The following is a 25,969-nucleotide window of genomic DNA, read 5'->3' as shown; positions in this document are numbered from 1 at the left end:
AGGAACGGGTCATGAGAGTCAGCGTTTTCGGGCTCGGCTACGTGGGCTGCGTGTCGGCCGCGTGCCTGGCCAGCATGGGACACGAGGTCATCGGGGTCGACGTGAACCAGGTCAAGGTCGACCTGGTCAACGACGGCAAGGCCCCGGTGGTCGAGGAGCGGATCGGCGAGCTCATCGCCGAGGTCGTACGGACCGGAGCGTTGCGCGCCACCGGCGACGTCCGCGAGGCGATCATGGACAGCGAGGTGTCGCTGGTCTGCGTGGGCACGCCCTCGGAGCCCAACGGCAGCCTGTGCACCACATACTTGGAGCGGGTCACCGAGGAGATCGGCGCCGTGCTGGCCGAGGGGGCCGAGCAAGGGGGCCGGCACACCGTCGTGTTCCGCAGCACCATGCTCCCGGGCACCTGCCTGAACCTGCTGGTGCCGATCCTCGAGAAGTACGTCGGCGGCACGGCCGGGGTGGACGTCGGGGTCGCGGTCAACCCGGAGTTCCTGCGCGAGGGCACGAGCGTGCGGGACTTCTTCGACCCGCCCAAGACCGTCATCGGCGAGCTCGACCCGGCGAGCGGCGACGCGGTGCTGGCACTGTACGACGGCCTGCCCGGCGAGGTGTTCCGGGTGCCGGTCCAGACGGCCGAGGCGATCAAGTACGCGGACAACGCGTTCCACGGCCTCAAGATCGGCTTCGCGAACGAGCTGGGCGCGGTGTGCCAGGCGCTCGGGGTGGACTCGCACCAGGTGATGGACGTCTTCCTGGCCGACCGCAAGCTGAACATCAGCCCCGCCTACCTGCGGCCCGGCTTCGCCTTCGGTGGCTCCTGCCTGCCCAAGGACCTGCGCAGCCTGGTCCACGCGGCGCAGCGGGCCGACGTCTCGGTGCCCATCCTCGCGCACGTGCTGCCCTCCAACTCCGACCATCTGCAGCGCGCGGTGGAGCTGGTCGAGCGCACCGGCAAGCGCCGGGTGGGGATGTTCGGGCTGTCCTTCAAACCCGGCACCGACGACCTCCGCGAGAGCCCGCTCGTCGAACTGGCGGAGAGGCTCCACGGCAAGGGGTACGACCTGCGGATCTACGACGCCAACGTGAGCCTCTCCCGGCTGCTCGGCGCGAACCGCGAGTACATCGAGAACCGGCTGCCGCACCTCGCGCAGCTGCTCGCGGAGTCCGTCGACGAGGTGCTCGAGCACGCCGAGGTGTGCCTGGTCGGCACCAGGGATCCGGCCGTGCTGTCGGCGCTGCCCCATGGCGACGGCCCGGTGATCGTCGACCTCATCCGCCTTCCCGACGCCGAGGCGCGCCGGGCCGAACCGGGGTACATAGGCCTTGCTTGGTAATGCGATCAGCGGTGACGGGTCGGGCCGGCGCGCGCTGATCCTGGTGGAGAACCTGTCGGTGCCTTTCGACCGGCGGGTGTGGCAGGAGTGCACGACGCTGCGGGACGCGGGCTGGACGGTGCACGTCATCTGCCCGCAGGGGAGCAAGCGGGACACGGAGCCGGAGGCCGAGATCGACGGGGTGCGGATCCACCGCTACCCGTTGCGCGCGGCCACCGGAGGACCGGCCGGCTACCTGCGGGAGTACGGATCGGCGTTGTGGCACACGGCCCGGCTGGCCCGCAAGGTCGGCCCGGTCGACGTGGTCCACGCCTGCAACCCGCCCGATCTGTTGTTCCTGCCGGCCCTGTGGCTGAAGCGGCGCGGCGCGCGGTTCGTCTTCGACCAGCACGACCTGGTACCCGAGCTCTACCTCTCCCGGTTCGACCGCGGTGAGGATCTGCTCTACCGCGCCGTGTGCGCGCTGGAACGGCGGACCTACCGGGCCGCGGACATCGTCCTCGCCACGAACGAGAGCTACCGGGACGTCGCGGTGCGCCGTGGCGGGCGGCGGACGGAGGACGTCTTCGTGGTGCGCAGCGCGCCCCAGATCGAACGGTTCCAACCGGTGCCGCCCGAGCCGGAGTTGAAGCGCGGCAAGCCTCATCTGCTGTGCTACCTCGGCGTCATGGGTCCGCAGGACGGCGTCGACTACGCCTTGCGGGCCCTGGCGAAGCTGCGCGACGAGCTCGGGCGGACCGACTGGCACGCGGTGTTCGTCGGCTCCGGCGACGCCTTCGACGCGATGATGGAGCTGTCCCGGCGGCTCGAGCTCACCGAGCAGGTGCAGTTCACCGGGCGTATTCCGGACGCCGACCTGGTGCGCTACCTGTCCACCGCGGACGTGTGCCTCTCCCCCGACCCGCGCAACCCGCTCAACGACGTGTCGACCATGAACAAGGTCCTGGAGTACATGGCGATGGGCCGGCCGATCGTCTCGTTCGACCTGAAGGAGGCGCGCGTCTCCGCCGGTGACGCCGCCGTCTACGCGCCCGCCAACGACGAGGCCCAATTCGCCGAGCTCATCGCGGTGTTGCTGGACGATCCGGAGAAGCGGGCCCGGATGGGCAAGATCGGCCAGGAGCGGATCAGCGGGCAGCTGTCCTGGCGGAACTCGCAAGTCTCGCTGCTCGCCGCCTACGCCGCCGCGTGCCGTGACCGCACTCCGGTGCCGGCGGGCGGTCCGGTCCGCACAAGGAAGAGGCAAGGAAGAGGCAGCGCAGTTGAGCGATGACACGATCCGCCTCGTCACGATCGGGCGGATACTCCGTCGGCGGTGGCGGCTTCTCGCCGTTCTCGCCGTGGTGGGCGCACTCGTCGGCTACGGCACCTCGGTGGTGGTGTTCCCACCGCGTTACACGGCGTCGGCACCGGTACTGCTGCCCGGGCAGTGGGAGGAGCGCGAGCTGCTCACCCAGGTGGACATCGCGACCAGTTCGGCGGTGGTCGACCGCGCGGCCGCCGCTCTCCACTGGTCCGGCGTCAGCGGCACCGGACTGCGGGACCAGGTGAGCGCCAAGGCCGCCGACGGGAACATCATCACGATCTCGGGCACGGCCGACACCCCGGAGCACGCGCAGCAGCTCGCCGACCGGGTGGCCCAGCAGTTCGTGCAGTTCGCCGCGCAGATCGCGGGGAGCGGCACCGACGCCGGCGCGGCCACCGGAACCGAGGCGCTGCGGCAGAAGGTGCAGGAGACCAACCGCCGCATCACCGACCTGGCCAAGGCGGCCGACCCTGGCCAGACCGTGGAGGGCGTGCAGGCCCGCACCGCGCTCGAGAACCTGCGCACCTCGCTGGAGGACGCCATGAAGAAGCTGGACGAGGCGAACCCGGCGACCAACAAGGCAGGCATGGTCGTCATGGGCCCGGCCGCCCGGCCGACCGGCGAGGCGCCGCCGACGAGGACGCAGCTCATCGTCGCCGGGGCGCTGCTGTTCTTCCTGCTGGCGGTCATCGGCCATCTCGTCGCCGCGCGGATGAACCGCCGGCTGCGCACCGAACCGGAGATCGCCGCGGCGCTGGGCTCGGCGCCGCTGGGTACCGTCGACGTGCCTGGTGAACGGTCCGTGCACCGGCGAGCAGGCGGGGGCCCGCGAGCCTGGATCCGCCGGCTCCTCGGCGTCGACACCCGGTGGGACGTCCCGGCCCCGCAGAAGTCCGGCGACGAGGCCGGCAGACGGCTCCGCTACCGGCGGGTGTGCGCTCGCCTCCGGGACCAGCTGCCGGCTCCCCGGCGGCTGCTGGTGGTCGTACCGGACGGCGACGAGATCGCCCGCCGGGCCGCCGGGCAGCTCGTCGCCGAGGCCGAGAGCGATCCGCTGCTGCGGGTGGTGGAGGTGTCGGTGGACCGGCCGATGGTGCCGGACCGCGGCACGGAGTCCGGTGCCCTGGTGGTCCTCAGCCCGGGCATCTGGACCGCGGAGGAGCTCGCCGGCATCGCCGAGGCGTGCGCGGACGGCAGGCACGAGGTCGTCGGCGTCGTCGTCGCCGGCCTGGTCCAGGCCCGCCCCACGCGGTCCGCCGCCGAACTCCCGGACGACGCCACGCTGGCGCTCGCGGTGCGCGGCCAGACGACCGGGGGTTCGGCGTGACGACGAGCTCGACTCCGGAGTCGCCGGCCGCCGCCCCGCTCCTCGACCTGCAAGCGCTGGTGGTGGCGGTGCGCAGGCGCCGCCGCCTGTGGTCCGCCATGGCGCTCCTCGGCCTGCTGGCCGGCGCGGCACTGGCGGTCCTGATGCCGCCGCCACCGAGCGCGGTCACCAAGGTGCTGGTCGCACACGCGGAGGACCAGCCGAACGACACCGGAACGCTGATCCGCACCGACGTCCAGCTGCTGCAGACCACGCGGATCGCCGGCATGGCCCTGCGCTCCCTCAAGTCCCCGGAAAAGCCGGCGGACTTCATGCGGGACTACCGGGGCACCGGCCTGACCAACAACCTGCTGCAGATCGATGTGACCGGCGACAGCGACGCGGAAGCGGTGGCCCGGGCCAAGGCGCTGGCCGACGCGTTCGTCGCGGACCACGTGCGGCGGATGCGGGAAGCCGCGCAGGCCGAGGCGAAGGCCCTGCTCGACCAGCGTGACCGCACGCGTGACGAGCTCGCCCAGGTCAACAAGGAGATCGGAGACCGGTCGCCGGACAGCGACCCGAAAGCGTCGGCGAGCATCGAGTCGCTCTTCGCCCGCCGGGCCGAACTCAACTCGCGGATCGCCGATTTCGACCAGCGCGCCGCGGAGGCACGCACCGGCACGCCCAACGTCATCGCCGGCACGCAGATCGTGGACGATGCGCGCGCGGTGCGGCACTCCCTGCCCAAGGCGGCTGTCACCGACGCCGCGGTCGGGCTCGTCCTCGGGCTCGTCCTCGGGCTCGCGCTGGCCGCGGTCGGCACGGTGGTGGCGGACCGCCCCGTGCTGCGCCGGGACATCGCGGCGAACCTGGGCGCCTCGGTCATCGCGGAGCTGCCCCGCCGGTCGGGCAGGCTGTGGCGGCGCCGGCGGACCCGGATGGCACGCGAGCGGCTCACCACGTCCCTGGCCCGCACCGTGCGCGGCTCCGCGGAACCGGTGTCGCTGCTGGAACTGGGCTGTGCGCGCAGCACGAGCGCTATCGCGCTGAACGTCGCCAGGGCACTGGCGGACGAGGGGCCCGTGGTCGTCATCGACGGTCTGCCCGGCCCGCAGCTCGCTTCTCGCCGCCCGAAGCCCAAAGATCCCACCGTGGTCAGCGGCGAGCGTGCCGCGGCCGTGCCGGATCAGGGGCGCCTGCTCGGCGTCGGCTCGGTCGCACCCGGCACCGCGTGGACCGACCTCCAGTACCTCGGCACCCAGACCGTGCTCGTCGTGCGTGCCGGGCACGGCAGCGCCGCATGGCTGCACACCGTGGCGCGGCAGCTCGCGGACCAGCGCATTCCGGTGATCGGTGTGGTGCTGATCGACCCCGATCCGCGGGACCGGACCGACGGCACGCTGTGGGACGGGCTGGACATCGCGCTGCGCGGCCAGAACGAGCGGCGGGCCCGGCAGAACGGTGGGGGTGCCTCCCACGCCGTTCTGGCAGGGGGGGAAGGCCGGTCGCAGACGGAGCGGCTGCCGATGTGGGCGGCACGGGTCCCGGACAGCAACCAGGAGGCGCGGTAGGACATGTGTGGCATCGCAGGCACTTACCGATGGCCCGACGGGAAGATCGTGACCGACCGGCTCACCGACACCCTCGCCCACCGCGGCCCGGACGGGGCGGGCCGCTACAGCCACTTCGTCGGTGACGGCGAAGTGCACCTCGGGCACCGCCGGCTGGCCATCATCGACCTGTCCGAGACCGGCGCCCAGCCGATGGTCTCGGACGGCCTCGCCCTGACGTACAACGGCGAGCTGTACAACGCGCCCGAGCTGCGTGCCGAGCTGGCAGCCGCCGGGGTGCGCTTCCGCGGTACCTCCGACACCGAGGTGCTCCTCGAGGCCTGGCGGCGCTGGGGCACGGACTGCCTGCCCCGGCTGCGTGGCATGTTCGCCTTCGGGATCTTCGATGAGCGCACCGGCGAACTGGTGCTCGTCCGCGACCAGTTGGGAATCAAGCCGCTGTTCCTGCTGCGGCGCGGCGAGGGCCTGGCGTTCGCCTCCGAACTCAAGGCGCTCGCCGCCGCGACCGGCGGGCCGCTCGAGGTGGACCATGCGGCGCTGGTGGCCTCGCTGCTGTACTACTGGGTGCCGGACTCGCGGTGCGCGTTCCGTGAGGCGGAGAAGCTGCCGCCGGGGAGCTGGCTGCGGTGCCGGCCCGACGGCCGGGTGGAACGCGGCCGGTTCTGGCATCTGAAGGACGTCGCCGCCGAGGGCCGGGAGCGGGCCCTGGCCGGCGAGCAGCCCGACCTGGCCGCCATCGTCGAGGAGTCGACCCGGCGCCACCTGCTCTCCGACGTACCGGTGGCGACCTTCCTCTCCGGCGGCCTCGACTCCAGCTACCTGACCGCGCTGGCGGCCCGTCACCAACCCGGGATCTCCGCTTACACGATCGGGTTCCGCGCCGAGGACGCCAAGTTCGAGGCGATGCCCGACGACCTGCGCTATGCCCGGCGGGTGGCCGAGCGGTTCGGCGTCGATCTGCACGAGATCGAGATCGCTCCGAACGTGCTCGACCTGTTGCCGCACATGACGTACCACCTGGACGAGCCGATCGGCGACCCGGCCGCGATCAACACGTTCCTGATCTGCTCGGCCGCCCGGGAGGCCGGGGTCAAGGTGATGCTCTCGGGGATGGGGGCCGACGAGCTGTTCGCCGGGTACCGCAAGCACCTGGCCAACCTGCTCGCGCTGCGCTACCAGCGCGTCCCGCGGCCCCTGCGGCGAGGGCTGTCCAGGGCCGTGGACCGGCTGCCGGTCGCCACGTCCCGCCGGGGGTACCGGTCGGTGCGGTTCGCGAAGCGGTTCCTCTCCTTCGCCGACCTGCCGGAGGAGACCGCGTTCCGGCGCAGCTACACGATGTACGACCAGGACGAGCTGCTCGCCCTGGTCGATCCGGACCTGGCCGGCACGGTCGAGGACGTGCTGACCGAGCACGCGGACGTCTACCAGGACAACGACCTCGACGACTTCGTCAACCGCATGTGCCTGGGCGACGCCCGGATGTTCCTGCCGGGCCTGAACCTCACGTACACGGACCGCTCCAGCATGGCCGCGTCGACCGAGGTGCGGGTTCCGTATGTGGACGTCGAGGTGGTCAGGGCGGCGTTCGCCGTGCCCGGGGATCGCAAGATCGCCGGACGGCAGGGCAAGGCGGTTCTCAAGGAGGCGGCCACCTCGATCCTGCCCCGGGAGATCGTGTACCGGCCCAAGGGCCTGTTCAGCGCCCCGTTGCGCGCCTGGATGAGCCGGGATCTGGCGCCGCTGGTGCGCGAGGTGGTCAACGACGGCGAACTCGTCCGCTCCGGGTTCCTGCGCCGCGACGCGCTGCAGCGGCTCGTCGCCGAGGACGCCGCCGGGCAGCGGGACTTCTCCAAGCATCTGTGGCATGTGCTGACCCTCGAGTACTGGTATCGCGACGCGACCTCTGGGTCCGGCCAGAGCACTCGGTTGACGGCTTAGGAATCAGAGGAGTTCGGGTGAAGCAGGTTGTACAGAACTACAAGAGCGGCGAGCTGGCGGTGCTCGACGTTCCGGTGCCGGGGTGCAAGCCGGGCGGTGTGCTGGTCCGCAGCGCCTACTCGCTGATCTCCACCGGCACCGAGCTCATGAAGGTGTCGGAGGCCGGCATGTCGATGCTGGGCAAGGCCCGCTCCCGGCCCGACCAGGTGGCCAAGGTCATGCAGAGCGTGGCCACCAACGGGGTGCCCGCCACCTACCGCAAGGTGATGGGCAAGCTGGACTCCTACACGCCGCTGGGCTACTCGCTGTGCGGGGTGGTCGAGCAGGTCGGCGCCGGGATCGACGAGGTGAAGGTCGGCGACCTCGTGGCCTGTGCGGGCAACGAGCACGCGCTGCACGCCGAGTTGAACTGGGTACCGAAGAACCTCTACGCCCCGGTGCCGGACGGCCTCGCCCCGCGGCACGCGGCCTTCGGCACCGTCGGGTCGATCGCGTTGCAGGGCGTACGCCAGGGCGAGCCGCGGCTCGGCGAAGTGGCGCTGGTCATCGGCCTCGGGCTGATCGGACAGCTGGTGGTGCAGCTCCTCGCCGCCTCGGGTGTCGGCGTCGTCGGGGCCGACCCCGACCCGGTGCGCTGCGAGCTCGCCGAGCGCCTGGGCGCCGCGGCCTGCGGCGATCCCGCGTCTGCGGCCGTGGAAAACGCCGTCGCCGAACTCACCGACGGTCACGGCGTGGACCAGGTGTACCTGGCCGCCGGCGGCGGCAGCAACCAGCCCGTCGAGCTGGCCGCACAGTTGGCCCGGGACCGCGGTCGGGTCGTCGACATCGGCAAGTGCCGCCTCGACCTGCCGTGGAACGCGTACTACGAGAAGGAACTCGACGTCCGTTTCTCCCGCAGTTACGGCCCCGGGCGCTACGACCCGGAGTACGAGCTGGAGGGCCGCGACTACCCGATCGGCTACGTCCGCTGGACCGAGCGCCGCAACCTGGCCTGCTTCCTCGGCCTCGCCGCCCGTGGCAAGGTCGACTTGGAGCCCCTGATCTCCCACGTCGCCGACTTCGACGACGCCGTCGAGACCTATCAGCGCCTGAAGGACGGCGAGTTGAAGGCCATCACCGCGCTGTTCCGGTACCCCGAACAGGCGGGGGAAGCGGAGGAAGCGAAGGCCCCGGCGGTGGCCGTGCCCGCGGTGGCTGTGTCCGCCAAAAGCATGAAGCGGAGTCCGGCCCGCGCCGCCAGGACGCCGGTGAGGCTGGCGTTCGTCGGCGCCGGGAACTACGCGACGTCGATGCTGCTGCCGCACCTGGCACAGCGCGAGGGCGTCGAGCTGTCGACCGTCGTCACCACGACGGCGCTGTCCGCGGCCAACGCGCAGCGGAAGTTCGGCTTCGCCGAGGCGACCACCGATCTCGACGCCGTGCTCGGCGACAAGTCCATCGACGCGGTGTTCGTCGTCACCCGGCACAGCTCGCACGCCGAATTGACCCGCAAGGCGCTTCTGGCCGGCAAGACGGTGTTCGTGGAGAAGCCCTTGGCCCTGACCGAGGACGAACTGGCGGGCGTACTTGCGGCGATGGAGGAGTCCGGCAACGACCGGCTCCAGGTGGGCTTCAACCGCCGGTTCGCGCCGCTGCTCCAGGAGGCCAGGAAGCGGTTCGGTGTCCGCACCGGTCCGGCGAACCTCCGCTACCTGGTCAACGCGGGCCGATTGCAGCACGGCAGCTGGTACCTCCAACAGGGCACCGAGGGCTCACGGTTCGCCGGCGAGGGCGGACACTTCATCGACACGGCGAGCTGGCTGCTGGAGGCCGACCCGGTCTCGGTGTACGCGGTCGCCACCTCCGGCAACGATGACCTCCAGGTCGTGCTGCGCTACCCGGACGGGTCCACCGCCACCATCAGCTACGTCACCACCGGCCCGGCGGGCTTCCCCAAGGAGACGCTGGACCTGGTGGCGGACGGCCGCGCGCTGCGGCTCGACGACTTCGTCCGTGCATCGGTCTATGGCAGCAAGCGGTGGGTCAGTTCGCGGCTGCCCAAGGCCCGGGACAAGGGCCAGAACGCCGAACTGGCCTCGTTCATCAAGGCCGTGCGGACCGGCGGGCCGATGCCGGTGCCGCTTCAGTCGCTGGTCGCCACCACGGCGGCCACCCTCGCCGTGCAGACCGCCCTGGCCGGCGGCGCTCCGGTGACGTTGGTGAGGGCGCGATGACCATGAGCGCCGGCTGGTACCTGCGGCGGCTGTCCCGGATGGGACCGCAGGAGGTCGCGGGCCGGGTGGGCGACACGGTGCGCAGGCGGCGGTGGCGGTCGGCGCGGCCCGACTGCCCGAGCGTGACCGGCGCCCGGTTCACCGCGGTCCTGCCCTCCGGGACGATCGCCGCCGTACCTCCCGACGCCGCGAAACGCCTCATCGCCGAGGCGGACCGGCTGATGGACGGGCACGCCGAGTATTTCGGGGTGGTCCGCGACGACCTGGCCGACCCGGACTGGTGGTGCGACCCGAAGACCGGGCGCCGCGCTCCCTGGGGCTACGCCTTCGACGTGCCGTACCGGAACGAGGACGCGGTCGGCGACATCAAGCAGATCTGGGAGCCGTCCCGGCACCAGTACCTCACCCAGCTCGCCGCCGCCTACGCGATCACCGGGAACGAGCGGTACGCCGAGCGCGTGGCCGAGCACCTGCGGTCGTGGTGGACGGCCAACCCGCCACTGCGTGGCGTCCATTGGATCAGCGGTATCGAGCTGGGCATCCGGCTGCTGTCCTGGGTGTGGATCCGCCGGCTGCTCGACGGCTGGCCGGGTGCGGCCGGCCTGTTCGAGGGCAATCCGGTGGCGCTGAACCAGATCTGGCACCACCAGCGCTGGCTGGCCGCCTTCCCCAGCCGGGGCTCCTCGGCGAACAACCACGTCATCGCCGAGGCCGCCGGGCAGTTCGCAGCGGCCTGCGCGTTCGGCTGGTTCCCCTCCTCGGCGCGTTGGCGAGCCGGCGCGCTGCGGTCGCTGGACCGGCACCTGCGCGGCAACACCTACCTTTCCGGCCTCAACCGTGAGCTGGCCACCGAGTACCACGGACTCGTCCTCGAACTCGGCCTGGCCGCCGTGGCCGAGGCGGACGCCGCCGACGTACCGGTGCCCGCGTCGGTCCGCCTGGTGCTGCTGCGGATGACCGACGCGCTCGCGGCCGTCGTGGACAACCGGCTCCGGCCGCCGCGTCAGGGGGACGCGGACGACGGGTACGGCCTGGTCGTGGACGGCGCGGGCACCGACCGCTGGGGCTCGCTGCTCGCCACCGGGGGCGCCGTGTTCGGCCGGCTCCCCTGGTGGCCGGAGGTGACCGGCACCGACGTGCGCACCACGCTGCTGGCCGCGCTCATCAAACCCACGGAGCCGTCCGTGCGCCGCCCGGCGGAGCGGCCCGCGCACTTCGCCGACGCGGGCATGACCATCCTGCGCGGGCCGGAGGAGATCTGGTGCCGCTGCGACGGCGGCCCGCACGGCTTCCTGTCCATCGCCGCGCACGCCCACGCGGACGCCCTGTCCGTGGAGGTCCGGCACGACGGGGTCGACGTGCTCGCCGACCCGGGGACGTACTGCTACCACGGGCAGTCCGAGTGGCGGCAGTACTTCCGGTCGACCCTCGGCCACAACACGCTGCAACTGGACGGCACCGACCAGTCCGTCTCCGGCGGCCCGTTCCTGTGGACCCGGCACGCCCGCACCCGCGTCCTGGCCGCGGACACGTCCGGCGGGGACGTTGCTCGCTGGTGTGCCGAGCACGACGGTTACCAGGGCGCCGTGCATCGTCGCCGGGTGGAACTGGCGGCCGCGAGCCAGGAACTGACGGTGGTCGACGAGGTGCGCGGCCCGAGCCGGACCGTGCGGCTGGCATTCCACCTCGGCCCGGCGATCGCCGCGGAGCTGGTGGGGAACCGGGCACAGCTCACCTGGACCCGGGACGGCGAGGACCGCTCCGCGGTGCTCGACCTGCCCGGGCAGCTGACGTGGCGGGCGCATCGCGGCGAGACCGACCCGCCGCTGGGCTGGTACTCCGCCGGTTTCGGGCGCAAGGAACCCAGCACCACGCTGATCGGCACCGGCGTCGCCGACGGTGCGGAGGGCTTCACCACCGTACTCAGGTTCCGCGGCTAGGGAGGGAGGAGGAGGCGTGGGGATCAAGTGGCGGAACCGGGCGCTGCCGACGGCGGCGCTGGTCCTGCTGGCGGCGACCGGCTGTACGAGCATGCCGGCCGCCCGGGCGGAGCCGACCGCCCCGCCATCCACGTCCGTGGCCGTGGCCCGGGTGTGCGCCAAGCCCCCGGCCGGGCCGGCGAAGGCGCCCGCGGGCGCGGTGACGGTGGACCCCGCGGTGGTAGGTGACCTGGCGGCGAAGACCAAGAGCCACCCCCCGAACACCACCTTCTGGCTTCGGCCGGGCAGGCACAGGCTCGAAGCGGACCGCTATGCCCAGGTCATCCCCAAGAAGGGGGACCGCTACATCGGCGCGCCGGGCGCGGTGCTCGACGGCCGGAAGAAGAACCAGTACGCGTTCGGCGGCAGTGCCCGCGATGTCGCCATCCGGTACCTGACCGTGCAGGGTTTCGTCGCGCCGCAGGACGAGGGCGTGGTCAACCATGACTCGGCCGACGGGTGGCTGGTCGAGCATGCGACGATCCAGCACAACTCCGGCGCCGGGCTGATGGCCGGTGACCGCCAGCGGGTCCGCGCCAGCTGCCTGCGCGACAACGGTCAGTACGGCATGAACGCGTACAAGGCCAAAGGCCGCATCAGTGGCCTGGTGGTCGAAGGCAACGAGATCGTGGGCAACAACACCGGCGACTGGGAGCGGCGGCGGAAGGGCTGCGGTTGCACCGGAGGCGTGAAGTTCTGGGCCGTCAACGGCGCGGACGTGCGCGGCAACTGGGTGCACGACAACCGCGGCCCCGGGTTGTGGGCGGACACCGACAACAACGACTTCCGTATCGAGAACAACGTGCTCGAGGCCAACGACGGTGCCGCGCTGATCTACGAGACCAGCTACAACGCGGTCATCCGGAACAACATGATCCGGCGGAACAACTGGGTCGAGGGCCGCAAGGCGGCCGATCGCGGCGACAACTTCCCGTTCGCGACGATCTACCTGTCCGAGTCGGGCGGCGAACCACGGATCAAAGCCCGCACCGACAAGATCGAGATCTACCGGAACGTGCTGGTGAACAACTGGTCCGGGATCACCCTGTGGGAAAACGCCGACCGGTTCTGCAACAGCCCGGCCAACACCTCGTCCGGTGACTGCACCTTGCTGGTCCGGGACACCGACCGCTGCGCGAAGCAGGCGATCGCCAAGCCACCGCTCTACAGCGACTGCCGGTGGAAGACCCAGCGGGTGGACATCCACGGCAACCGCTTCGTGCTGGACAAGTCCGTCGTCGACTGCACCGTGGACTGCGACCGCATGGCGGTGCTGGCCAACTACGGCACCTATCCGGACTGGTCGCCGTACCAGGGCGACCGGGTGGCCGAGGCGATCACCCTCAGGCAGCACAACCGCTGGCACGACAACGTCTACGTCGGACCATGGAAATTCGTCGCCCACGACCCGAGCCGGACACTCGACTCCTGGCAGTGGCAGGGCACGCCGTACCAGCAGGACGCGGGCAGCACCTTCCGCGCACAGGACGGTGGTTGACATGGGCGCGGACCACACGCCGAAGATCGTCGGGACCGTCTGGGGGCTGCTGGTCCTCAACACGCTCGGCTCCGCCGGGGCGAAGACCATCGTCCCGCTGCCCCGCTCCCTCATCCAGATGGTCACCATGGGCGCGCTGGTCGCCGCGTTCACGCTGGCGCTCGCGGTGAATCTCCGGCTGCGTATCCGGGCCAGCGCCTACGTGTTGCTGCTCACCCTGCTGCTGGTGACGAGCGTGATCTCCAGCGCCAACCTGGAGTCCGGGTTCGGCGCGCTGTTCCGCTGCTTCCGGCTGGCTCTCTTCGTCGGCACGCTGTGGCTGCTCACCCGCTGGTGGGACGGCAGCCTGACGTTCGTCCGGCACCACATCCGGATGTACTTCGCGGTGCTCGGGACGGTGGCCGCCGGCCTGGTCGTCTCACCGGGCGCCGCCTTGCCCGATCTCTACGGCGGGCGACTGGTCGGCGCGCTGTGGCCGCTCACCCCGCCGCAGATCGGACAGTACGCCGCGGTGATCACCGGGCTCACCGTACTGCTCCTCCTGGGCCGCCGGACCGACCGGACCAGTGCGACGGTGGTCATCGTGCCGTCACTCGTCCTGCTCGCGCTGACCCACACCCGGACGGCCACGCTCGGCCTGTTCATCGGACTGGTGTTGGCGATCGGCTCGCTCCTGCTCACCAGCGCCGCGGCCCGCCGCTTCTTCACCTGGGCGGTGCTGTGCGCCGCGGTGGCCGCGGTGGGGTTCGCCTCCCTGCTCCAGGCGTGGTTCCTGCGCGGGCAGAGCAAGGAGAACTTCTCCAGCCTCACCGGCCGGGCCAAGGTCTGGGACGCCCTGCTGGCCGCGCCCCGGACGACCGGGGAGAAGTTGTTCGGCGTGGGCCTGGGCGACAAGTCGTTCGGCGGGCTGCCGATCGACAACAGCTGGCTGGCCGTCTACAACGAGCAGGGGATGCTCGGCGTCACCCTGGTCGCGGCGATCATCATCGTGCTGGGCGGCGTCGCGTTGCTGCGGCCACCGTCGCTGCAGAGGGCCTGCGCGATCTTCCTGATCAGCTACTGCGCGATCGCGTCGTACACCGAGGCCGGTCTCGGCGACGCCTCGCCGTATCTGCTGCATCTGGCCCTGGCCGCCTCGCTGCTGGCGGCACCCGCCGCGGCGGCTCCGCTCACGGTGCACGAAGTCCCGCGACGGCACGTCCCGCACTGGGCCCGGAGATCGGAGGTGACCTGAGCATGCACATTCTCGTGGTGCACAACCGCTACGCCTCGGCGCAGCCGAGCGGGGAGAACATGGTCGTCGACCAGGAGGTGGAACTGCTGCGCGCGGCCGGCCACCAGGTCGGGGTGTTCGAGCGGCGCAGTGACGACATCGCCGCCCGGTCCCTGCTCGGCAAGGCCGCGGTGCCGCTCCTCGTGCCGTGGAACCCGGCGGTCCGCAAGGAGCTCGCCGCCCGGCTGCGCACCGAGCGGCCGGACGTGGTCCACGTCCACAACGTCTTCCCGCTCCTGTCGCCCGCGGTGCTCGCCGCCTGCGCCGACGCCGGCGTGCCCGCCGTCGCCACGCTGCACAACTACACCCAGGTCTGCCCGCCCGGCACCCTGCAGCGGGACGGCCGGCCGTGCACCGAGTGCGTCGGGTCCGCGCCGCTGCCCGCCGTCCGGCACGGCTGTTACCGGAGCTCCCGGCTTGCGACGGTGCCCCTCGCGGTCAGCATGTCGGTCAACCGGCGGCGGTGGTGGTCCGGCGTGGAGCGGTTCTTCTGCATCTCCGCGGCGCAGCGTGACGTCCTGGTGGGGGCCGGCATGCCGGCCGGGCGGCTGGCGGTGAAGCACAACTTCGTGCCCGACCCGGGCGCCGGGCGCGTGGGCGCGGGCGAGTACCTGCTCTATCTCGGCCGGCTCGCGGAGGCCAAGGGGGTGCGGCTGCTCATGGCCGCGTGGGACGAGATCGCGGCGAGCGGGGGTGTGGGCGTACCGCTCGTGATCGCCGGCACCGGGCCACTGGAACGAGAGGTGACCGCCTGGGCGGCGGGCCGGGACGACGTGCGCTACGTCGGCCTGCTGGACCCGGCGGAGTGCCGGAAGACCATCGCGCACTCGGTCTCCGTGGTGGCTCCCTCGACGTGGCTGGAGGCGTTCGGCCTGGTGGTCGTGGAGGCGATGGCGGCCGGGGTCCCGGTCGTCGCCGCCGGCCACGGCGCCTTCGTCGAACTCGTCGAGGAAGGGGTGACCGGCCTGCTGCACCAGCCGGGCGAGGCGGCCTCGCTGGCGTCCTGCCTGCGCGGGATCACGGCCGATCCGGCCCGGAACCGGGAGATGGGGCAGGCGGCCCGGCGCCGTTATGAGCAGGACTTCAGCCCGGCCGTCGGGCTGGAGCGCCTGGTGGAGGGGTACCGCACCGCGATCGCGGATCGGACGGAATCAATGGGGGGGCAGTAAATGACACGATGCCGACTCTGCGGCTCGGCGACGCCGGCGAGCGTCGTCGATCTCGGGGCGACGCCACCGTGCGAGAGCTTTCTCGCCGCGGACCAACTGGACCAGCCGGAACCGGCGTACCCGCTGCACCTGCGGGTCTGCACCGACTGCTGGCTGGCGCAGATCCCGCCGCTGATCACGCCGGAGGAGACGTTCAAGGAGTACGCGTACTTCTCCTCGTACTCGACCTCCTGGGTGGAGCACGCGCGCACGTTCGTCGGCGACGCCGTACAGCGGGTGGGTCTCGGCCCTGACGCCTTCGTGGTCGAGGTGGCGAGCAACGACGGCTACCTGCTGAAGCACGTGGTGGACCGCGGGATCCGCTGCCTGGGCATCGAGCCGTCGGTGAACGTCGGTGCCGCGGCGCGGGAGGCGGGTGTGCCCACGCTCACGGAGTTCCTGAGTCCTCAGACCGGCTCGGCCGTGCGCGCCGAGCACGGCCCGGCGGACCTGGTCGTGGCCAACAACGTGTACGCGCACATCCCCGACGTGGTCGGCTTCACCCAGGGACTGCGCGCCCTGGTCGCCGACGACGGCTGGGTCTCCATCGAGGTGCAGCACCTGCTGACCCTGATCGAGGAGAACCAGTACGACACGATCTACCACGAGCACTTCCAGTACTACACGGTCGCCTCCGCCACCCGGGCGCTGGCGAGCGGCGGACTCACGCTCGTGGACGTCGAGTTGCTGCCCACCCACGGCGGCTCGATCCGGCTGTGGGCCCGGCCGGCCGAGGTGGCCGGCGAACCGACGCAGCGGGTGACCGACGTGCTGGCCCGGGAGAAGGCCGCCGGGCTGCAGGAGTTGTCCGGGTACACCGAGTTCTCCGCGCGGGTGGCCAAGGTGCGCCGGGACCTGCTCAAGTTCCTCATCGAGGCGGCCGAGCGCGGCGAGACGGTCGTCGGCTACGGCGCCCCTGGCAAGGGCAACACCCTGCTCAACCACTGCGGCATCCGGCCCGACCTGCTCGCGTACACGGTCGACCGCAACCCCTACAAGCACGGCAGGTTCACCCCGGGCACCCGCATCCCGATCCTGCCGCCCGAGCAGATAGCCGCCGACAAACCGGACTACGTCCTCGTCCTCCCGTGGAACCTGCGGGTCGAGCTGACCGAGCAGCTTTCCTTCGTGCACGAGTGGGGCGGCCGACTGGTCTTTCCCATACCGGAACTGAGCATTGTCGAGGTCAAGCCGTGAAGGTCGTACTGTTCTGCGGCGGTTACGGGATGCGGATGCGCAACGGAACCTCCGACGACGTGCCCAAGCCGATGGCGATGGTCGGCCCCCGACCGCTGATCTGGCACGTCATGCGCTACTACGCGCACTTCGGGCACAAGGAGTTCATCCTGTGCCTCGGGTACGGGGCCCACCACATCAAGGACTTCTTCCTCAACTACGAGGAGACGACGTCCAACGACTTCGTGCTGCGGGGCGGGCGGACCGAGCTGCTGTCCACCGACATCGCGGACTGGACGATCACGTTCGCGCAGACCGGCATCGAGTCACCGATCGGGGAGCGGCTGCGCCGGGTGCGGCACCACCTGGACGGCGACGAGATGTTCCTCGCCAACTACGCCGACGTGCTCACCGACGCCCCGCTGCCGGACATGATCGAGAACTTCGCCCGGCGCGACGCCGGGGCGTCGATGATGGTGGTGCCGCCGCAGTCCTCGTTCCACTGCGTGGACCTGGGCGAGGACGGCCTGGTGGGGGGCATCACCGCGGTGAGCGAACTGCCGCTGTGGGAGAACGGCGGCTACTTCGTGCTCCGCCAGGAGGTCTTCGACCACATCCCTGAGGGCGGGGACCTGGTCGCCGACGGATGCGCCCAACTGGCCAAGCAGGGAAGGCTGGTGGCGCACCAGCACCGCGGGTTCTGGAAGCCGACCGACACCGTGAAGGAGCGGGCCGCGCTCGACGAGGCCTACGCCCGGGGCGACCGCCCGTGGGCCGTGTGGGAACGGGACAACGCCGGGGTGAGCGCGTGATCCGGCTCGGCGCCGGGCGCCCGGACCGGATCGTCGCGGTGGGCGCGCACTGCGACGACATCGCCATCGGCGCCGGCGGCACACTGCTGACGCTGTGCCTCGCCCGGCCGGGCATCCGCGTCGACGCGCTGGTGCTCTCCGGCGGTGGCACCGACCGGGAGCAGGAGGAGCGGGCCGCGCTCGCCGCCTTCTGCCCGGGCGCCGACCTGCGGCTGACCGTGCACAAGCTGCCGGACGGCCGCATGCCCGCGCACTGGGAGGAGGCCAAGGCCGCCGTCGAGGAACTGCGTCTGCAGACCGACCCGGATCTGGTCCTGGCCCCGCGTACCGACGACGCACACCAGGACCACCGCGGCCTGGCGCGGCTGATACCCACCGCGTTCCGCGACCACCTGGTCCTCGGCTACGAGATCGTCAAGTGGGACGGCGACCTCGGCCGTCCGGCGGCGTACCAGCCGCTGTCGGCGGAGATCGCCGAACAGAAGGTGCGGCTGCTGCAGGAGCACTACCCCTCACAGCGGCACCGGCCCTGGTACGACCGGGAGGCCTTCCTCGGTCTTGCGCGGATCCGCGGCATCGAATGCCACGAGCGATACGCCGAAGCGTTCGCCGTCACCAAACTCACGCTCAACCTGGGGGGTTGAACCATGCGCGTACTGCTCACCGGACACCAGGGATACCTGGGAACCGTCATGGCCCCGGTCCTCGCCGCCGCCGGACACGAGGTCGTCGGCCTCGACGCCGGCCTGTTCGCCGACTGCGTGCTGGGCCCGACGCCCGCCGACCCGCGGGGGCACCGGGTGGACCTGCGCGACGTCACGGCCGAGCACGTGGCCGGCGTCGACGCCGTGATCCACCTGGCCGCGCTCTCCAACGACCCGCTGGGATCGCTGGCGCCTGAACTGACCTACGACATCAACCACCACGCGTCCGTCCGCCTTGCCCGGCTGGCCCGCGACGCCGGAGTGGGGCGCTTCCTGTACGCCTCGACCTGCTCGGTCTACGGTGCCGCCGGCGGCGAGGACCTGGTCGGCGAGGAGGCCCCGCTGCGCCCGGTGACGCCGTACGCGGAGTCCAAGGTGCGGGTGGAGGACGACCTGCACGAGCTGGCCGACGGCGACTTCACCCCCGTGTTCATGCGCAACGCCACAGCCTTCGGCTACTCGCCCCGGCTGCGTGCCGACATCGTGCTGAACAACCTGGTGGGCCACGCGCTGCTGTCCGGCGAGGTGCTGGTGATGTCCGACGGCACGCCCTGGCGCCCGCTGGTGCACGCCGTCGACATCGCACGGGCCTTCACGGCCGCGCTCACCGCACCGCGCGAGGCGGTGCACGACCGGGCGTTCAACATCGGCAGCGAGACCAACAACGTCACGGTCGCCGAGATCGCCGAGCAGGTCGCCGAGGCGGTGCCCGGCTCCGAGGTGGTGATCACCGGGGAGACCGGTGCCGACCCGCGGTCGTACCGGGTGGACTTCTCCCGGTTCCGCGCGGCGATCCCCGGCTTCGACTGCGAGTGGACGGTGAAGCAGGGCGCGCTCGAACTCGCCGACGCCTACCGCACACACGCGCTGACCCAGGAGGACTTCCGGCAGCGCTTCACCCGCCTCGCCGTACTGCGCGCGGCGTCCGACGCCGGCACCGTCGACGACACCCTGCGGTGGCGCCGGTGACCACGCGGGTAGAAAGAGGTGCCGGCGACGAGATGTACGCCCTGGTGGAGCGGATGTACCCGCTGTGCCGGAGCATCACCGGCGACGGTGTGCGCGCCACCCTGGACATCGTCGGCGAGTACATCCCGCTGCACGTGCACGAGGTGCCGACCGGGACCCAGGTGCTCGACTGGACGGTGCCGCAGGAGTGGAACATCCGGGACGCGTACATCGCCGACACCGCCGGCAACCGGGTCGTCGACTTCGCCGCGTCCAGCCTGCACGTGCTCGGCTACAGCGTGCCGGTGGCGCGGACCATGCCCCTGTCCGAGTTGCGCGCGCACCTGCACACCCTGCCGGACCAGCCGTCCTGGGTGCCGTACCGCACGAGTTACTACAAGCCGGAATGGGGGTTCTGCCTCGCTCAGGAGACCCTGGACGCGCTGCCGGACGGCGAGTACGAGGTGCGCGTCGACTCCACCCTCGCCGACGGTCACCTCACCTACGCCGAGCACGTGATCCCCGGGCAGGTCCCCGAGGAGGTCATCGTCTCCTGCCACGTCTGCCACCCGTCGCTGGCCAACGACAACCTGGCCGGCATCGCGGTGGCGGCGTTCCTGGCCCGGGCGCTGGCGGAGCGGACGCCGTACTACACCTACCGGTTCATCTTCGCGCCCGGCACCATCGGGGCGATCACCTGGCTGGCCCGCAACGCGGAGCGGGTGGAGCGGGTCAAGCACGGGCTTGTCCTGGCCTGCGCCGGGGACCCGGGCCAGTTGACGTACAAGCAGAGCAGGCGCGGTGACGCGGAGATCGACCGGGTGCTGCGGCACGTGCTGGCCGCGTCCGAACGCCCGCACCGGGTCACCGAGTTCACCCCGTACGGCTACGACGAGCGGCAGTTCTGCTCGCCCGGCTTCAATCTCGGCGTGGGCTCGCTCACCCGGACCCCGTACGCGGGCTATCCCGAGTACCACACCTCGGCGGACAACCTGGACTTCGTCTCCCCCGAGGCGATGGCGGACACCCTCTCCGTCTGCCGCGAGGCGTTCGCCGTCCTCGACCGCAACCGGCGGTACCTCAACCTCAGCCCCTACGGCGAACCACAGCTGGGCCGACGGGGGTTGTACGACGCGCTCGGCGGCCGCAGCGACACCAAGCAGGCCCAGATGGCCATGCTCTGGGTGCTCAACCTCTCCGACGGCGAGCACAGCCTGCTGGACGTCGCCGAGCGGTCCGGGCTGCCGTTCGACACCGTCGCCGACGCGGCCGGCGCCCTGCACGGCGCCGGGCTGATCAAGGCATGACGCCGATGACCACCGAGGAGGACAAGACGACGACACCGGCGGACCGGGCCGAAGACACCCGGCGGGCCGCCAAGCGGGGCCTCGTCGGCCGGCTGTCCTGGGGGCTGGCCGACCAGGCGGCCTCCAGCGTGTCCAACTTCGCGGTGGGCGTCTACGTGGCCCGCTCGCTGGGGGTGACCGCGTTCGGCGTGTTCAGCCTGGCCTGGGTGACCTACGGCGTGGTGCTCAACATCTCTCGCGGCCTTGCCACCGATCCGCTCGTGGTGCGCTTCAGCGGCGTGCCGGAAGCGTCCTGGCGCGGGGCGGTGGCCCGGTCGTCGGGTACCGCACTCGGCGTGGGCGCGGCCATCGGCGCCGCGTGCCTGGTGGTCGGGCCGGCCCTCGGCGGCCGCGTGGGGCCCGCGTTCGCCTGCCTCGGCGTCATGCTGCCGGGGCTGCTTCTGCAGGACGCCTGGCGGTTCTCGTTCTTCGCCGCCGGCACCGGGCGGAAGGCGTTCGTCAACGACGTCGTGTGGGGCGTCGCGCTCGTCCCGGCCATGATCGTGGCGGCCCGCGTGGGCAGCGTGGCCGCCTTCGTGGTCGCCTGGGGCGCGTCCGCCACGGTGGCGGCAGGGTACGGCTACCTCCAGTCCGGCATCCGGCCCCGGGTGACCGGGGCGCGCGGGTGGCTTCGCGAGCAGCGCGATCTCGGCTACCGGTACCTGGTCGAGAACACCTGCCTCAGCGGTGCGAGCCAGCTGCGGGCGTACGGGCTCGGCGCGATCGTCGGGGTCGGCGCGGTGGGTGCGGTGCGGGGCGCCGAACTCCTGATGGGCCCGTTCCTCGCTGTGCTGATGGGCCTGTCGCTGGTCACCGTCCCGGAGGCGGCACGGGTGCTGCGCCAGGCCCCGCACCGCCTCGGCAGGTTCTGCCTCCTGCTGGGCGGGGGGCAGGCCGCCGCCGCGCTGCTCTGGGGCTCAGCGCTGCTGCTGATGCCGGACCGGCTCGGCGAACTCGCGCTCGGCAGCGTCTGGCCTTCCGCCTCGCAGCTCATCGTGGCGATCACCCTCGGCGTCGCGGGCGCGGGGCTCGGCACCGGCGCGGCGGCCGGGCTGCGCGCGCTCGGCGCGGCCCGGCGCAGCCTGCGCTGCCAGCTGTTCGCCTCCGCCTGCTACGTCAGCGGCGGGCTCGGCGGGGCGGTCGCGGCCGGCACGGTCGGCTCGGCCTGGGGCGTCGCCGCCGCGACCGTCAGCGGCTCGGCCGTGTGGTGGCTGCAGCTGCGGTCCGCCCTGCGCGAGCGCCACCACAACTCCGTACCCGAAGTGAGGACCTCATGACCGACCGACCGAGGCTGAGCATCGGCCTGCCCGTGTACAACGGCGAGGAGTACCTGGCCGAATCGCTCGACGCCCTGCTCGGCCAGACCTACGAGGACTTCGAGCTGGTCGTCTCCGACAACGCCTCGACCGACGGGACCGAGGACATCTGCCGCAAGTACGCCGCGCAGGACGCGCGCATCCGGTACATCCGGCTGCCCCGGAACGTCGGCGCCACGCCGAACCACAACTACGTGTTCACCCAGTGCCGCGGCGAACTGTTCAAGTGGGCCTCGCACGACGACCTCTACGCCCGGGACCTGCTGCGCCGCTGCGTCGAGGCGCTGGACGAGCGGCCGGACGTGATCCTCGCGCACGCCGACCAGGCGGTCATCGACGGCGACGGCCAGGTGAAGGTCCCCTACGAGTACACCCTTGCGACCGGCTCACCGCGCCCGCCGGAGCGCTTCCGCAGCATGCTGTTCGAGCCCGGCGGTGACGACTTCTACGGGGTGATCCGGGCCGACGCGCTGCGCCGGGTGAAGCCGATGGACAGCTACCACCACGCGGACCGCACGTTCGTCGCGGAGATCGCCCTGCACGGGCGCTTCCACCAGGTGCCGGAACTCCTGTACTTCCGCCGCGACCACCCCACCCGGGCCGAGCGGGCGAACCCGTCCAAGCGCTCCCGGTGCGTCAACCTGGACCCACGCCGGGCGGGCCTGCTGCACCCGACGCCCCGGCTGCTCGCCGAGTACGTCTGGGGCTTCGCCTCGGCGATCCGGCGGGCTCCGTTGTCCGCGGCCGACCGGCGCGCCTGCTACGGCCATCTGGCCGCGTGGATGACCAGCCGAGCCCGGCCGGGCGCCGGTGAGCGGGTCGAGGACCGCGCCCCGGTCGACCCGGCCAGGCTGACCGTCTCCGTCGACGCCCTCGTCGCCGGACGTGAGGGGCGGCGGGCATGACGTCAGCGGACGAAACGCCGGTGCGTGTCGGGGTGTTCGGCCTGCTCGGCTCCGGCAACCTCGGCAACGACGGGTCACTCGAGGCTGTCCTCGGGTACCTCCGCGCCGAGCACCCGGAGGCTGCCGTGGACGCGCTGTGCGGCGGACCCGAGGCGGTGACGGCCAGGTTCGGGATCCCCGCGACGCGGCTGCACTGGAACCGTGCGGAGTACCGGACCGCGTCCCGTGCGGGCGCCATCGCGTCGAAGGGACTCGGCAAGCTCGTCGACGTCTTCCGCACCGCCGCCTGGGTGCGCCGGCACGACGTGGTGATCGTGCCGGGCATGGGCGTCCTGGAGGCCACACTGCCGCTGCGGCCGTGGGGCTTCCCGTACTCGCTGTTCCTGCTCTGCGCGAGCGGCCGACTGCTGCGCACCCGGGTCGCGCTGGTCAGCGTCGGCGCCGCCGAGATCGGCAACCGGCCGACCCGGGCCCTGGTCCGCTGGTCGGCGCGACTGGCCGCGTACCGGTCGTACCGGGACGCCCAGTCCCGCGACGCGATGCGAGCGATGGGTGTGGACACCGCACGCGACGAGGTCTACCCGGACCTCGCGTTCTCCCTGCCGGCACCACGGGTGAGCGCGCCCACCGGCTCGCCGGGTCCCGTCTGCCTCGGTGTCATGGACTTCCACGGCGGCAACGACGACCGCGCCCGGGCCGAGGAGATCCACCGGCGCTACCTCGACGGGACGATCCGGTTCGTCCGCGCGCTCGTCGAGGAGGGCAGACCGGTCCGGCTCCTCACCGGCGACCGATGCGATGCGTCGGTGGTCGCCGCGATCCTCGAAGCGGTCGACTCACCGCTGGTCACCGCGGCCGAACCGGCCTCACTGGCCGACCTGATGAACGAGATGGCGGCCGCCGACACCGTGGTGGCCGTCCGCTACCACAACCTGATCTGCGCGCTGAAGACCGGAACGCCCGTGCTCGCCCTCTGCTACGCCGCGAAGAGCGACGCGCTCATGGACCGGATGGGCCTCGCCGCGTACTGCCACCCGGCACGCGAGGTCGACGCCGACCGGCTGCTCGAACAGTTCCGGGACCTGGAGAAGCACGCGCCGGAGCTACGGCAGACCCTCACCGAGCGAAACCGGACCGCCGCACAGCAACTCGCCCACCAGTTCACCGCATTGACCACGACCCTGTTCCCGGCGAACGACCACGCCCATGCCCATGCCGATTCCCTGCGGAAGGCTCCATGAAAGCGACCGAAGTCCCGGAGATCGCCGGCGCATACCTGTTCGAACCGACGCCGTACGCCGACGAGCGCGGCTTCTTCTGCCGCACCTTCGACGCCGACGTGGTCCGCTCGGTGGGCCTCGACCCGCACGCATTCGTCCAGGACAGCGTGTCCCGCTCGGTCCGGGGCGTGCTGCGCGGCCTGCACCTGCGCTCCGGCGCCGGCGAGGCCAAGCTGGTGCGGTGCTCGTACGGGAGGATCTTCGACGTCGTCGTGGACCTGCGCACGGACTCGCCGACCTATCTGGGCCGGGCCTTCTTCCGACTGTCCGGCGAGACGCAGGCGACCCTGTACATCCCGGCGGGGTGCGCGCACGGCTTCCAGGCGCTGACCGAAACCGCCGACACCTCGTACCGGATCGACCGCCCGCACGATCCGTCCGAGGACGTGACGATCGCCTTCGACGACCCGGAGCTCGCCATTCCCTGGCCGCTGCCGGTCACATCGATGTCCCAGCGGGACCGTGAGGCACCGAGTCTCGCCGAGGTCCTGAAGCACAAAGAAAGTTGAGGTCGGCGTGGGCACCACACACACCGAAGAATTCCTCCTGCCCCGGTCGCGGACGGCGAACGAGCGGCTGCACGCCATGATCCCCGGGGGCGCGCACACCTACGCCAAGGGCGACGACCAGTATCCCGAGAACCTGGCCCCGGTCATCAGCCACGGCCGCGGCGCCCACGTGTGGGACATCGACGGCAACCGCTACATCGAGTACGGTTCCGGGCTGCGGTCGGTCAGCCTCGGCCACGCCCACCCACGCGTGATCGAGGCGGTGAAGCGGGAACTCGACCGCGGCAGCAACTTCGTCCGGCCGTCCATCGTGGAGGTCGAGGCCGCGGAACTCTTCCTGGCCACGGTGCCGACCGCCGAGATGGTGAAGTTCGCGAAGAACGGCTCCGACGCCACCACCGCCGCGGTGCGCCTCGCCCGCGCCGCCACCGGGCGCCCGCGGGTGGCCATCTGCGCCGATCATCCGTTCTTCTCCGTCGACGACTGGTTCATCGGCACCACGCCGATGTCGGCAGGTGTTCCGGCGGCGACCGACGAGCTCACCGTGGCGTTCCCCTACGGGGACCTGGCCGCCACGGAGGAGCTGCTCACCCGCTACCAGGACGAGGTCGCCTGCCTGATCCTCGAACCCGCCACCCACACCGAGCCGCCGCCCGGGTACCTGGCCGGTCTGCGCGAGCTGGCCGACCGGCACGGGTGCGTCCTGATCTTCGACGAGATGATCACCGGCTTCCGCTGGTCCGAGGCGGGCGCCCAGGGCCTGTACGGCGTCGTCCCCGACCTCTCCACGTTCGGCAAGGCGCTGGGCAACGGATTCGCCGTCTCCGCACTGGCCGGGCGCCGCGATCTGATGGAACGGGGCGGGCTGCGTCACTCCGGCGACCGGGTGTTCCTGCTGTCCACCACGCACGGTGCGGAAACGCACTCTCTGGCAGCCGCGATGGCGGTGCTCACCACCTACGTCGAAGAGGGCGTCACCGCGCGGCTGCACACCCTCGGCGAACGGTTGGCCGCCGGTGTCCGCGAGGCCGCGGCCGCCATGGGCGTCGGCGACCACGTCGTCGTCCGGGGCCGGGCCAGCAACCTGGTCTTCGCCACCCTCGACGAGAACCGGCAGCCGTCGCAGGAGTACCGCACCCTGTTCCTGCGCCGGCTCCTCGCGGGCGGGGTGCTGGCCCCGTCGTTCGTGGTGAGCAGCGCGCTCGGCGACGCCGACATCGATCACACCGTCGACGTGGTGGCCCAGGCATGTGCGGTGTACCGGAAGGCACTGGACGCCGCCGACCCCACCCCCTGGCTGGGCGGACGACCGGTGAAGCCCGTGTTCCGCCGCTTGGCGTGACG

20 protein-coding genes are annotated in these 25,969 nt (G+C 71.8%); all 20 read left to right on the top strand.

What is annotated here, in order from left to right; all coding sequences use genetic code 11:
• The first annotated feature begins 11 nt into the window (after nucleotides 1-11).
• From ACH45E_RS06105 to ACH45E_RS06010, 20 genes are read left to right on the top strand one after another with little or no spacing between them, the layout of a single operon-like run.
• The gene (locus ACH45E_RS06105) at nucleotides 12-1,337 is read left to right on the top strand and encodes a nucleotide sugar dehydrogenase (RefSeq protein ID WP_361444242.1); all 1,326 of its coding nucleotides are present in this window, start codon (nucleotides 12-14) and stop codon (nucleotides 1,335-1,337) included.
• Nucleotides 1,327-2,610 carry a glycosyltransferase family 4 protein gene (locus ACH45E_RS06100; protein ID WP_361444245.1) on the top strand — a complete coding sequence of 428 codons (1,284 nt, stop codon included), beginning with the start codon at nucleotides 1,327-1,329 and terminating at the stop codon, nucleotides 2,608-2,610. The genes ACH45E_RS06105 and ACH45E_RS06100 overlap by 11 nt, the downstream gene beginning before the upstream one ends.
• Nucleotides 2,600-3,970, top strand: coding sequence for a Wzz/FepE/Etk N-terminal domain-containing protein (locus ACH45E_RS06095; protein ID WP_361444248.1), 1,371 nt, complete (start codon nucleotides 2,600-2,602; stop codon nucleotides 3,968-3,970). The genes ACH45E_RS06100 and ACH45E_RS06095 overlap by 11 nt, the downstream gene beginning before the upstream one ends.
• Complete coding sequence (locus ACH45E_RS06090; RefSeq protein ID WP_361444251.1) at nucleotides 3,967-5,520, top strand: Wzz/FepE/Etk N-terminal domain-containing protein; 1,554 nt, start codon at nucleotides 3,967-3,969, stop codon at nucleotides 5,518-5,520. Before ACH45E_RS06095 ends, ACH45E_RS06090 begins: the two co-directional genes overlap by 4 nt.
• A gap of 3 nt (nucleotides 5,521-5,523) precedes the next feature.
• Nucleotides 5,524-7,458: an asparagine synthase (glutamine-hydrolyzing) gene (gene asnB / locus ACH45E_RS06085; RefSeq protein ID WP_361444254.1), complete on the top strand. Its 1,935-nt coding sequence runs from the start codon at nucleotides 5,524-5,526 to the stop codon at nucleotides 7,456-7,458.
• Nucleotides 7,459-7,475: 17 nt separating this feature from the next.
• Entirely contained in the window at nucleotides 7,476-9,671 is a 2,196-nt protein-coding gene (locus ACH45E_RS06080; RefSeq protein WP_361444256.1) for a bi-domain-containing oxidoreductase, read from the top strand.
• A complete protein-coding gene (locus tag ACH45E_RS06075; RefSeq protein ID WP_361444259.1) occupies nucleotides 9,668-11,611 on the top strand; it encodes an alginate lyase family protein in 1,944 nt (647 codons plus the stop codon). Before ACH45E_RS06080 ends, ACH45E_RS06075 begins: the two co-directional genes overlap by 4 nt.
• A 16-nt stretch (nucleotides 11,612-11,627) precedes the next feature.
• A complete protein-coding gene (locus ACH45E_RS06070; protein WP_361444262.1) occupies nucleotides 11,628-13,148 on the top strand; it encodes a right-handed parallel beta-helix repeat-containing protein in 1,521 nt (506 codons plus the stop codon).
• Nucleotide 13,149: 1 nt separating this feature from the next.
• Nucleotides 13,150-14,382: an O-antigen ligase domain-containing protein gene (locus tag ACH45E_RS06065; RefSeq protein ID WP_361444265.1), complete on the top strand. Its 1,233-nt coding sequence runs from the start codon at nucleotides 13,150-13,152 to the stop codon at nucleotides 14,380-14,382.
• A gap of 2 nt (nucleotides 14,383-14,384) precedes the next feature.
• Complete coding sequence (locus ACH45E_RS06060) at nucleotides 14,385-15,590, top strand: glycosyltransferase (protein ID WP_361444268.1); 1,206 nt, start codon at nucleotides 14,385-14,387, stop codon at nucleotides 15,588-15,590.
• A complete protein-coding gene (locus ACH45E_RS06055) occupies nucleotides 15,591-16,826 on the top strand; it encodes a class I SAM-dependent methyltransferase (protein ID WP_361444271.1) in 1,236 nt (411 codons plus the stop codon).
• Entirely contained in the window at nucleotides 16,823-17,617 is a 795-nt protein-coding gene (locus tag ACH45E_RS06050) for a glucose-1-phosphate cytidylyltransferase (RefSeq protein WP_361444274.1), read from the top strand. Before ACH45E_RS06055 ends, ACH45E_RS06050 begins: the two co-directional genes overlap by 4 nt.
• Entirely contained in the window at nucleotides 17,614-18,261 is a 648-nt protein-coding gene (locus ACH45E_RS06045) for a PIG-L deacetylase family protein (RefSeq protein WP_361444277.1), read from the top strand. The genes ACH45E_RS06050 and ACH45E_RS06045 overlap by 4 nt, the downstream gene beginning before the upstream one ends.
• 3 nt (nucleotides 18,262-18,264) lie before the next feature.
• Entirely contained in the window at nucleotides 18,265-19,290 is a 1,026-nt protein-coding gene (locus ACH45E_RS06040; RefSeq protein ID WP_361444280.1) for an SDR family oxidoreductase, read from the top strand.
• A gap of 32 nt (nucleotides 19,291-19,322) precedes the next feature.
• Nucleotides 19,323-20,576, top strand: a complete 1,254-nt coding sequence (locus ACH45E_RS06035) for a DUF4910 domain-containing protein (RefSeq protein ID WP_361444933.1) — start codon at nucleotides 19,323-19,325, stop codon at nucleotides 20,574-20,576.
• On the top strand, nucleotides 20,573-21,892 hold the full coding sequence (locus tag ACH45E_RS06030; RefSeq protein WP_361444283.1) for a hypothetical protein: 1,320 nt from the start codon (nucleotides 20,573-20,575) through the stop codon (nucleotides 21,890-21,892). The genes ACH45E_RS06035 and ACH45E_RS06030 overlap by 4 nt, the downstream gene beginning before the upstream one ends.
• Nucleotides 21,889-22,836, top strand: coding sequence for a glycosyltransferase family 2 protein (locus ACH45E_RS06025; RefSeq protein WP_361444286.1), 948 nt, complete (start codon nucleotides 21,889-21,891; stop codon nucleotides 22,834-22,836). The genes ACH45E_RS06030 and ACH45E_RS06025 overlap by 4 nt, the downstream gene beginning before the upstream one ends.
• Nucleotides 22,833-24,077 carry a polysaccharide pyruvyl transferase family protein gene (locus ACH45E_RS06020; protein WP_361444289.1) on the top strand — a complete coding sequence of 415 codons (1,245 nt, stop codon included), beginning with the start codon at nucleotides 22,833-22,835 and terminating at the stop codon, nucleotides 24,075-24,077. Before ACH45E_RS06025 ends, ACH45E_RS06020 begins: the two co-directional genes overlap by 4 nt.
• Nucleotides 24,074-24,625: a dTDP-4-dehydrorhamnose 3,5-epimerase gene (rfbC, locus tag ACH45E_RS06015; protein WP_361444292.1), complete on the top strand. Its 552-nt coding sequence runs from the start codon at nucleotides 24,074-24,076 to the stop codon at nucleotides 24,623-24,625. The genes ACH45E_RS06020 and rfbC overlap by 4 nt, the downstream gene beginning before the upstream one ends.
• 7 nt (nucleotides 24,626-24,632) lie before the next feature.
• Nucleotides 24,633-25,967 carry a glutamate-1-semialdehyde 2,1-aminomutase gene (locus ACH45E_RS06010; protein ID WP_361444295.1) on the top strand — a complete coding sequence of 445 codons (1,335 nt, stop codon included), beginning with the start codon at nucleotides 24,633-24,635 and terminating at the stop codon, nucleotides 25,965-25,967.
• Nucleotides 25,968-25,969: the final 2 nt, after the last annotated feature.

It is taken from the genome of Streptomyces sp. NPDC020299, from assembly GCF_044387825.1.
In the GTDB taxonomy this organism is placed as follows: Bacteria; Actinomycetota; Actinomycetes; order Streptomycetales; family Streptomycetaceae; genus Streptomyces.
Note: the sequence above shows the minus strand (reverse complement) of the source record. Positions and strands in the feature narration are given on the sequence as shown.

Coding starts and splice junctions, on each gene's coding strand:
- ACH45E_RS06105 (WP_361444242.1), top strand. CDS start 12: ATGAGAGTCAGCGTTTTCGGGCTCGGCTACGTGGGCTGCGTGTCGGCC.
- ACH45E_RS06025 (WP_361444286.1), top strand. CDS start 21,889: ATGACCGACCGACCGAGGCTGAGCATCGGCCTGCCCGTGTACAACGGC.
- ACH45E_RS06060 (WP_361444268.1), top strand. CDS start 14,385: ATGCACATTCTCGTGGTGCACAACCGCTACGCCTCGGCGCAGCCGAGC.
- asnB (WP_361444254.1), top strand. CDS start 5,524: ATGTGTGGCATCGCAGGCACTTACCGATGGCCCGACGGGAAGATCGTG.
- rfbC (WP_361444292.1), top strand. CDS start 24,074: ATGAAAGCGACCGAAGTCCCGGAGATCGCCGGCGCATACCTGTTCGAA.
- ACH45E_RS06075 (WP_361444259.1), top strand. CDS start 9,668: ATGACCATGAGCGCCGGCTGGTACCTGCGGCGGCTGTCCCGGATGGGA.
- ACH45E_RS06055 (WP_361444271.1), top strand. CDS start 15,591: ATGACACGATGCCGACTCTGCGGCTCGGCGACGCCGGCGAGCGTCGTC.
- ACH45E_RS06065 (WP_361444265.1), top strand. CDS start 13,150: ATGGGCGCGGACCACACGCCGAAGATCGTCGGGACCGTCTGGGGGCTG.
- ACH45E_RS06030 (WP_361444283.1), top strand. CDS start 20,573: ATGACGCCGATGACCACCGAGGAGGACAAGACGACGACACCGGCGGAC.
- ACH45E_RS06020 (WP_361444289.1), top strand. CDS start 22,833: ATGACGTCAGCGGACGAAACGCCGGTGCGTGTCGGGGTGTTCGGCCTG.
- ACH45E_RS06035 (WP_361444933.1), top strand. CDS start 19,323: ATGTACGCCCTGGTGGAGCGGATGTACCCGCTGTGCCGGAGCATCACC.
- ACH45E_RS06040 (WP_361444280.1), top strand. CDS start 18,265: ATGCGCGTACTGCTCACCGGACACCAGGGATACCTGGGAACCGTCATG.